Origin of the sequence: Subtercola vilae, assembly GCF_004923255.1 — a bacterium.
Classification (GTDB): domain Bacteria; phylum Actinomycetota; class Actinomycetes; order Actinomycetales; family Microbacteriaceae; genus Subtercola; species Subtercola vilae.
In genome coordinates this window covers 1-7,845 of the sequence record NZ_QYRT01000071.1, presented here as the reverse complement: position 1 = coordinate 7,845, position 7,845 = coordinate 1, and the positions used below count along the sequence as shown (strand labels likewise).

Genomic DNA, 7,845 nt, shown 5'->3' with positions numbered 1-7,845 from the left:
CTCCCGCTACTTCTGGGGATTACGCCTCTACCTGCTCTGCGCACCCGACGGGATGCCCGTGATCTGGGGACTTGCGAACCCCAAGATCGGCGAACGCGAAGTTACTGAAGCGCTCTTCAGACACGACCACCACCTCATCCGGCAAGGACAAGTCATCGTCGCCGACAAAGGCTTCGCGAGCCGCGACTTCGAAGCCTTCATCACTGACGACCTCGGCGCGACTCTGATCCGGCCTGATCGGAAGGACGAGAAGCCCCGGTTCGGGAAACTCGGCGGGATTCGCCAATGGGTCGAGTCCGTATTCGACACGATGAAAGGCCAGCTCACCCTTGAAGATCATGGTGGCCGCACAATCCCAGGGGTTTACTCCCGCGTCGCGGCCCGGCTACTCGCCCTGGCCGCGGGAATCTGGCACAACTGGCTCATCGGAGCCCCAATCAAACGATCCCTCATCGCCTACGACCATTAGGACTCACTCATCTAGGAGGCGCTGGGACACTCTCGCGTGGCCGCACGCAGCACGGGGATTCTTCCTCTTCCGTGAGCGCATTCCCGCCCTGCTCCGACAACAGGGCCTATGAACCCTACTGGCGCAATCACTGCTCAAATCCGCCGTGTTATTTCTTCCCAATCGTGAGTCGACCCGTGAGTGCTCGACCGCTGCACGACCACCGCCGTCTGGAAATTAGTCATCCCCTTGGCACGTCATGCTCACCTTGCTGGTCTACGATCTTCGTATCTGGATTCCCGTCAGGTCGGTCGCCTGCGGCGCACTGCTCAACAGCAGCACCAGAGCACCACAGTTTGACGCTGCTGCAATGCAGCTGGCTGATCTTGAAATTTGACCGCGACGACGACGCTTTCTGCCCAACTCGAGCACACGAGGAGCATCAATGAGCACGGACGACCAGACCAACACATGCAGTTTCCACATGGCTGGCGCGCTGCCGGCCGGCGGTGATCACCTCGGCGGTACATTCGGTCAGTCGCCGAGCCTTGACAGCTGGTACCCGCAGCGCCTGCGGGTCGAACTCCTCCATCGGAACGGCGTCGACGCAGACCCGCTCGGCGCGGACTTCGACTACGCGGCTGCCTTCGCCACGATCGACCTCGAGGCGCTCAAGGCGGACATCAAGCGTCTGCTCACCACATCGGTCGATTGGTGGCCGGCGGACTACGGCAACTACGGCCCACAGATGATCCGAATGGCGTGGCATGCTGCCGGCACGTACCGCATTGCCGACGGCCGTGGCGGAGCGGGCACCGCGATGCAGCGGTTCGCACCAATCGGCAGCTGGTGGGACAACGGCAACACCGACAAATCACGACGGCTCCTGCAGCCAGTTAAGCACCAGTACGGTAACGCGTTGTCCTGGGCCGACCTGATGGTATTGACCGGTAATTGCTCCCTTGAGCTGATGGGCCTGCCGACGTACGGTTTCGGTGGTGGACGGCTCGATGCGTGGGAACCGGACGATGGCACTTGGTGGGGTCCGGAGGTCTGGAACCCGCACGCGGTCGCTAGCCCTGACGAGATGGTGAGCCGCGACGAACGCTGGCATGGTCAGAACGGAGACGCGGACTACGACCTGCAGAGCCCGCTGGCCGCATCGCACCAGGCGCTCATCTACGTCAACCCCGAGGGGCCGTACGCGAACGGCGACCCGATGGGTTCAGCACGCGACATCCGCATCACGTTCACTCGGATGGCGATGAACGACGAGGAGACAGTGGCATTGATCGCCGGTGGCCACGCATTCGGCAAGAGTCACGGCCAGGTTCCCGCATCTGACATCGGACCATCACCTGAGACAGCCCCGATCGAGTCGATGGGGCTCGGCTGGCACAACCCGGTCGGCACCGGCAACGCCGAGTACACCTCGACCAACGGTATCGAGGGCAGCTGGACTCCAAACCCGACACAGTGGGACAACACCTACCTCGAGAACCTGTTCGCGTACGACTACGAGCAGACAAGAAGCCCGGCCGGCGCTCTGCAGTGGACACCGACCGACCCGGAGGCGCCGAAGACCCCGGACGCCCACGTGCTCGGCCAGATGAACCCACTCATGATGATGACCTCGGACATCGCACTCAAGGTCGACCCGGAGTATCGGGCAGTGTGCGAGCGGTTCCTGGCCGACTTTGACCTGTTCACTCTCGCGTTCTCGAGGGCCTGGTATAAGCTCACGCACCGCGACATGGGGCCGAAGGACCGGTACCTCGGTCCCGAGGTCAGAATCGCCGACGACCTGCTCTGGCAGGACCCGCTCCCGGAGACAGCAGGAGCCGCACTCGACGAGGCCGACGTGGCAGCGCTCAAGGAAGCCGTCCTCGAGACAGGGCTGTCCGTGTCCGACCTCGTGTATACGGCGTTCTCCGCAGCCTCAACCTACCGCGACAGCGACAAGCGCGGGGGCGCGAACGGTGCCCGCCTTGCCCTGTCGCCTCAGAAGGACTGGGCGGTCAACCGACGCACCGTCCCAATCATCGACACGCTGCGGAACGTGCAGGCGGCTTTCACGGCGACGTCGGGCGGGCGGCAGGTGTCTCTTGCCGACCTGATCGTCCTCGCCGGCAGCGCCGCCGTGGAGCAGGCAGCACGGGCGGCAGGAGCTGACGCCAGAGTGCCGTTCACACCAGGCCGTGTCGACACCACTCAGGAACTCACTGACATCGAGATGTTCGAGTGGCTGCGACCCGTCGCGGACGGGTTCCGCAATTTCGTATCCGAGCGCTTCGACCAGTTCGCTCCGGGCGTCGCACCCGAGGCGGCGTTCCTCGACAAAGCGAACCTCTTCACGCTCACCGCACCGGAGTGGACCGTCCTGACCGCCGGGCTGCGCGTGCTCGGCGCCAACTGGGACGGATCCGACGTGGGTGTACTCACCGATCGCGTCGGAATCCTGACGACGGACTTCCTCGCGCATCTGACCGACACTGACCTGGTGTGGACGAAAGACGACGAGACCGCGACGATCTTCACTGGTCGTGTCCAGGCGACCGGCGAAGCTCGCTGGAGGGCCTCCCGGAACGACCTGGTATTCGGCTCGAATGCGCAACTGAGGTCGATCGCCGACGCCTACGCGAGCAGCGACGGGCAAGAGCGGTTCGTCCGCGACTTCATACGCGTCTGGTCGAAGGTCATGATGCTCGACCGCTACGACGTCAAGGGCCACAAACGGTACGGTGCAATGACCGCCTGACCCCGCAGGTCGCGTCCCAACGAGCTTCGATGGCTCGGCATCCGAGCGAGCATGTCACGCGGCTGGATGCTGGAGTGAATGTCGATACTCTTTTCGACATCCTCCGCGCGGAGGGAACGGCGCCTCCTATCATAGTTGGGAGGTTCAATCGGTCAACGCACCGTCTGACAGTTTTGGAGGATGTTTATGACGTTTGTGGTGCACGGTTTTCGGTGCGGTTGGTCCCTGAGGTAACGGCCCGGTTGCGGGACCTCCGGGCGGCGGGGTTTGGAGGGGACAAGATTGCGCCCCAGCTCGGCTGGATGCCTATGTCAAGTTGCTTCACTACCGGTGCGCTGACCATTTGAACCTCCAGCCCTACGGATATGAGACGATCTGTGTCTATGAATTGTGTGCTGCCTCTGGCCCCTGAGCCCATTGCTGCCTTCTCCGGTGTAACGGGGCTTAGGTCTATGGGATGACAGGCTCGCCTCGGGAATAGTGAAGTCTAGGCCGTCCGGTTCCCGCCGCACTTACACGGTTTCACCCTCCTGAAAGGTACTCCTTGGTCTTTACGCCACTCGTCAGATCTGCGGTTGTCATGGCGGCTGTTCTGCTCCTCGCGGGGTGCGCCAACTCGTCCTCACCGACGGGCGCGGCGACCAGCACACCCGATGCGACCGGAGCCGCGTCCACCTGTGTCGCCGACCCGGCAGCGGTCGTTGCCCGCACGAACGCACTGCCGACCACGCCGATGCCTGCCAATCTGAGGGCGACCATCGACGCGGCTGCGCAGTCGGGGTTCGCCAGCTCGTCCGCACCCGGCGCAATCGTCGCCGTGCAGTCGAAAGACGGTCTGTTCCTGAAGGCGTACGGCGTCGCTGACCCGGCAACCGGCGTGCCGATGACTACGGACATGTATCAGCGTGTCGGGTCGATCACCAAACCGTTCACCGCGACGCTCATCCTGCAACTCGAAGCAGCCGGAAAACTCAGCCTTGATGACCCCATCTCGAAGTACGTACCAGGCGTCGCCGACGGCCACAACATTACGCTCCGGATGCTCGGCGACATGACCAGCGGGCTCGCGAGCTACACACTCGACCCGGCGTGGCAGAAGGCCTTCTTCGCAGAGCCGGAGAAGGTGTGGGATCCGAACGAGCTGGTCTCGATCGGCCTGGCCCTGCCTCCCCTCTTCGCACCGGGAACGAGCTTCAACTACTCGAATACGAACACAGTGCTGCTCGGCAAGGTGATCGAGAGGGTCACTGGCCAGAGCTACCAGGATGTACTGCAGCAGAAGATCTTGACCCCGCTAAGGCTCGATCACACGATCTTTCCCGCCGGTTCGGCGGACTACCCGGCACCGCACGCGCAGGGTTTCACGCTGCAGGGCAACACCGCGACGGTCGAGCACCCCGAGAACACCACCGCCTGGAACCCCTCGTGGGGCTGGTCCGCTGGCGAATTAATCTCGAGCGCGGCAGACCTCACCACGTTCGTGCGAGCGATGGGCACCGGGAACGGCCTGCTCCCGGCCCAGCAGCAGCTCGAGCGTCTCACCTCGTCACCCGGAGCCGCCGGCTACGGATTCGGCTGGGGATGCTCCGGAGGCTGGGTTGGGCACGGCGGCGAAGTACCCGGGTACAACACCTCGATGTTCTACGACACGATAAGTGACACTACGGTGATCATCATGGTCAACAGTGACATTCCGAACGGTGGATGCTCCGACTCCGTCACTTTGGAGGGCAACCCGAGTGAGTTACCCTGCGCAGCTCCGGCGACGCGCGTGTTCGTCTCCGTCTCGGCTGCCCTCGGTCATTCCTTCTCCCCGCCGCCCAAGCACTAGCGAGTGACGGTGACCGATCGCGGAGAGATCGGGGTGGTCGCACCGACCACCCCGACCCGGGTTCGCTCGGGAAGACCGGGATCGTTGCGACTGGCCCTTGTCGTGATCATGATCAGCATGCTCTTGATGGGGATCGTTCAGCTGACGGTGGGTGCCGGAACACCCGACAATTTGGCGGCGGTCGCGGTATTCACCGGCACCTTCTGGATCTGGGCTGCCGCTGGCATCGTCGCATGGTGGCGTCGGCCGGGTAACGCGACCGGCGCATTGATCGTCTTCGGCGCTTTGAGTGTCTTTGTCGGGGGTCTCATCAACCTTCAGGTAGACGGGCTCGTCGCCCTCAGCGTGATCTTCGCGACAACGATATTGGCGGTAGCGGTGCATCTGCTGCACGCCTTCCCGTCGGGCAAGCTGCGCGGGCGGCTGTCGGTCGCAACGGTGGTTGCTGGTTACGTCGTGGCGATCGGCTTGCAGGCGGCGCTCTATCTACTTGTCGACGACCCACGTGCGTTCGATGCCGTCAAGGCAGTGCAAGCCTCACTCGGGCTCGTCGTAATGATTGTCACGGCCATCGTTTTGATCGTTCGCTTGCGGGCGGCAGACCAGGTACATCGCAGGTCGCTGCTTCCACTTTTCCTCTACGGCAGCATTGCCGTCGTTCTGATTTCGCTGACACCGCAGGTGCTTCGATCTTTCGGCGCTGGGTCTTTCCTCATCGGCACCATCCAGCTCGCACTCTCAGCTGGGCTGCCGATCGCTTTTCTTATCGGCGTGCTGCGGGGCGGCTTCGCCCGTACGGGTGAAATCGAGGCCCTGAGTGCCTGGCTCGGGCTGTCGGGGGCTACTCGGTCGGCAGTCGCGCAGGCCCTGGCCAGCACCCTGGGGGACAACTCACTGCGGGTTTACTACTGGTCGGAACAACGATCGCTGTACGTCGACGACTTCGGTGCGCCGGTTTTGGCGGCCCACACCGACCCCAACCGGTCGCGGCTTGAGGTGCGGGTGGATTCTCGACTCGTCGGCGCCATCAACTACGACAACCGGATGATCGAAAACGAGCACGACGTACGCCAAGCCGGTGACGTGCTGGCGATCGCCGTCGACCGCGAGCGGCTAGCCGCAGAGCTGCTCGCCAGTAACGAAGCGCTCCTCCAGTCGAGGCTCCGTCTGGTGGAGACAGCCGACCGGGAGCGCACGAGAATCGCTCGGGATCTGCATGACGGCCTTCAGGTGCAGCTCGTGCTGCTCGGACTCGAGGCGCAGCAGATCGGGACGGCTCCCGGCGTTGCGGAATCGACGCGGGCAGCTTCGACAAAACTTCGCCAGCGTATCGATGGTGCGGCGGCAGACCTCCGGCGGCTCGTGCACAACGTACTCCCGGCAGCGCTCGTCGAGCGCGGCCTGTCTGCTGCGGCAGAAGACCTCGTCGACCGGGTGGCGATTCCGGCAACCCTGGAGGCCGTTGTCGATGACGATTCCCTGGCGTCTGCGACGACCCACACCGCCTACTTCATTGTGGCCGAAGCGCTCACTAATGCCGTCAAACACTCGCAGGCGACCCTGGTACAGGTTCGGATCTGCCAAGTGAAGAACCGGCTGCTCATTGAAGTCGCCGACGATGGAGTGGGTGGCGCAAGTCTCGACTCCGGAACCGGCCTCAAGGGCCTCTCTGACCGCGTCGATGTTCTCGGCGGCACATTCTCACTCGAATCACCCCTGAACCGGGGAACCATCATGAAAGTTGACTTGCCATGCGCGTCGTGATCGGTGAAGACGAGGTTCTGCTGCGGGAGGGCCTCCGGCAGCTTCTCGAAGCAGACGGGTTCGAGGTAGAGGCTGCTGTCGGTACGGCTGTCGAGCTCGAGAACGAGGTCGAACTACACCGGCCCGACCTCGTGATCACCGACATCCGAATGCCCCCGACCCGCACCGACGAAGGGCTGCTCGCTGCCATCCGCATCAGAAAGCGCCACCCGGCGATCGCCGTGGTCGTGCTGTCGCAGCACGTACAACGCCGGTACGCCACCGAACTACTTGACCAAAACAGCGGAGGCATCGGTTACCTGCTCAAGCAGCGCATCGCCGACGTGACGACTTTCACTGCGGACCTCCGGCGGGTAGCGGCCGGCGGCACTGCCCTCGACCCCGATGTTATCTCTGTGCTGGTGAGCCGGGCGAGCAGGGCGAACGGCGTGGTGGGGACCCTCACGCCGCGGCAGCTGGAAGTCGTCGGGTTGATGGCCGAGGGCCGAAGCAACGCGGGCATCGCGAGCCAGCTACACCTCAGCGAAAAGGCGGTCGTGCAGCACGCCTCGAACATCTACGACGCACTCGCGCTGCCGGTCGACGCCGATGATCACCGGCGGGTGCTGGCGGTCATCCGGTTTCTCTCCGCTGCCAGCAGTACCCGGCGCGGCGACTGAGAGCGGTCCGGCACTGATACTTGCGCGGCCGCCAGCAGGGCTGCCGTTTAGAAACCAACCTCGGACGTTTGCGACCACGGCTGCGGAACGTATCGCCGCGATCTTGGAAACGAGGATCTTCACGAGGTGACGTCCCCGTGAGTGGTGTGGTTTCGGGTTCTTGAGCGTTGCGTCCGCGACGTGCAGAGCCACCGTGCGATGGTCAGTGAGAACCGTTCGCAGTTCCTCACAGAAAGACACAAGCACACGATGGCCATGGACCAGTCTGCCCTGCTCGACCTTCTCGGCGAGCTGAAACTCACCGACGTCACCGACCGGATTCGGGTCGCGACCGAGACGCTTTACCAGGAGCTGATCGATGCGGAAGCGACCGCGTTCATCGGCG

4 protein-coding genes and 2 pseudogenes are annotated in these 7,845 nt (G+C 63.6%); all 6 read left to right on the top strand.

Going from position 1 to position 7,845, the window contains the following annotated elements:
- A pseudogene (locus D4765_RS18470) lies at window positions 1-469 on the top strand (IS982 family transposase); the annotation flags it as partial.
- 424 nt (window positions 470-893) lie between these two features.
- Window positions 894-3,206: a catalase/peroxidase HPI gene (gene katG, locus D4765_RS18465; RefSeq protein ID WP_136643782.1), complete on the top strand. Its 2,313-nt coding sequence runs from the start codon at window positions 894-896 to the stop codon at window positions 3,204-3,206.
- Between the two features lie 580 nt (window positions 3,207-3,786).
- Window positions 3,787-5,037 carry a serine hydrolase domain-containing protein gene (locus D4765_RS18460; RefSeq protein ID WP_136643781.1) on the top strand — a complete coding sequence of 417 codons (1,251 nt, stop codon included), beginning with the start codon at window positions 3,787-3,789 and terminating at the stop codon, window positions 5,035-5,037.
- Between the two features lie 9 nt (window positions 5,038-5,046).
- Window positions 5,047-6,801 carry a sensor histidine kinase gene (locus D4765_RS18455; protein ID WP_136643780.1) on the top strand — a complete coding sequence of 585 codons (1,755 nt, stop codon included), beginning with the start codon at window positions 5,047-5,049 and terminating at the stop codon, window positions 6,799-6,801.
- Window positions 6,789-7,460, top strand: coding sequence for a response regulator (locus D4765_RS18450; RefSeq protein ID WP_136643779.1), 672 nt, complete (start codon window positions 6,789-6,791; stop codon window positions 7,458-7,460). Before D4765_RS18455 ends, D4765_RS18450 begins: the two co-directional genes overlap by 13 nt.
- Window positions 7,461-7,709: 249 nt before the next feature.
- A pseudogene (locus D4765_RS19865) lies at window positions 7,710-7,845 on the top strand (IS256 family transposase); the annotation flags it as partial.